This window comes from Helicobacter sp. 13S00482-2 (assembly GCF_002272795.1).
Lineage (GTDB): Bacteria > Campylobacterota > Campylobacteria > Campylobacterales > Helicobacteraceae > Helicobacter_J.
Genome location: NZ_MLAT01000036.1, coordinates 1,689 through 3,160, shown reverse-complemented (window position 1 = coordinate 3,160; position 1,472 = coordinate 1,689). Strand labels below are relative to the sequence as shown.

General features: G+C 25.7%; 2 protein-coding genes. Both read right to left on the bottom strand.

Annotated elements, in window-relative coordinates; genetic code table 11:
• Positions 1-1,118, bottom strand: a 1,118-nt coding sequence (locus tag BKH42_RS08915; protein ID WP_180674039.1) for an AAA family ATPase, incomplete at its 3' end; no start/stop codon positions are given.
• Positions 1,109-1,336: an ABC-three component system middle component 6 gene (locus BKH42_RS08910; protein ID WP_095296250.1), complete on the bottom strand. Its 228-nt coding sequence runs from the start codon at positions 1,334-1,336 to the stop codon at positions 1,109-1,111. The genes BKH42_RS08910 and BKH42_RS08915, both read right to left, overlap by 10 nt.
• Positions 1,337-1,472: the final 136 nt, after the last annotated feature.

Genomic DNA, 1,472 nt, shown 5'->3' with positions numbered 1-1,472 from the left:
CCTGTTTTTGATAGTTTTTCTAAAATTTGCGAATATTGAGTAGATAGATAATCCCTATTTTTTCCTAATTCTAGCATCTTTATTTCTAGTTCTTTTATCTTGTCTTTTAGATAATTTGCCTCATTTTCAATCATTTTATTATGAAAAACCACAACTTCATCAAAAGTCTTTTTTAAATCATTTGAATAAAATTTTGCTTCTTCATATAATAATTTTAATGCCTGAGTATCGCCATTAAAAACTTTATCTTCAAGTTCTTTTAATTCCCTCTCATTGATAGTTTTTTTCAAATTAAAATTAGAAAAATCATCTTGTATTTTCATAAGTTCTAGTTGAATTTCTTTTAATCTTTCTTCTTCAATTTCATATTTAATGTCAATCTGAAAAGAATCCCTTTTTTTGCATAATTCTTCTAAGTCTCTTTTAATAATTTCTAAAATCTGCCTTAAATCCGTTTCTCTAAATCTTGAAGATAAGGCTTTTTTTATTTTCTCTTGCCTCTTTGAATCAGACTCTAATTCAAGCTTTGATGTCAATAATGAACTATTATTAAATCCAAACAAGAATAAATGTATCTTCTCATATTCTTGGTTGCTTGTTGATGAATGTAAAAACTTCAATACATTGCTTATTTGTTCCTCATCTTTCCTAATAAATTTAGGTATGAGTTGTCTAAAAGATGGAATTTTATTTGAATCATTAAAAAATATCTCTTTTAAAATTATGTTAAATTCTCCTTCTAATATAGAATTATTTTTAAATACTTGATCAGCAACTTTTAATCCTTTCTGTGTATCAGTTATTTTTCTTAGAACTTTATAAATCACTCCTAAATAATTATCTCTAAAAATCAGCTCAAAAATAGGCTGTTTGATTCTTAAGAAATTAAAAATATCTTCATTGAGAGAGTTTTTAAATTCTTTGTCCATATAAAGCTGATCAATTTTTCCACCCAAACAAAAATCTATGCATCTAATTAATGTAGTCTTGCCTATACCGTTTGTTGTGCCATTTTCATCATTAATGCCAACAATAAGATTTAATCCCTTAGGGTTAAATTTGACTTTTCGTATCTCATTACCATTGTAATCCATGATATTCAATTCATCTAAAAACATTTTACAATAAATCCATCTTGTGTGATTTTTATAGAGTCAATTAAAAACAACCAATCTAGCAACAAAACAAATTTTTTGAGTTCAAGATTTTGATATTTTTTAAATTCCTGATATAGTTGAAAAAGTGTATACTTAATATTCTGTTCTTTCAACAATTCAAGTAACTTTGCACCTAAAAAATAAAGACTCTTTTGTGGATTTTTTTCTGTAATGATCATAAGCTTACCTTTGGTGGTTTGAATATTTTGCACTCAGCAAAAACATAAAACACAACACAATTAACATAACAAAGATCGTCAGGAGATAAATTCGTGGATTCTCTTAGATCTTTTTCTATATCCTCAATTATATTAT

Excerpts from the sequence above, each read along its gene's own strand:
- BKH42_RS08910 (WP_095296250.1), bottom strand. The coding sequence starts at position 1,336 with ATGATCATTACAGAAAAAAATCCACAAAAGAGTCTTTATTTTTTAGGT.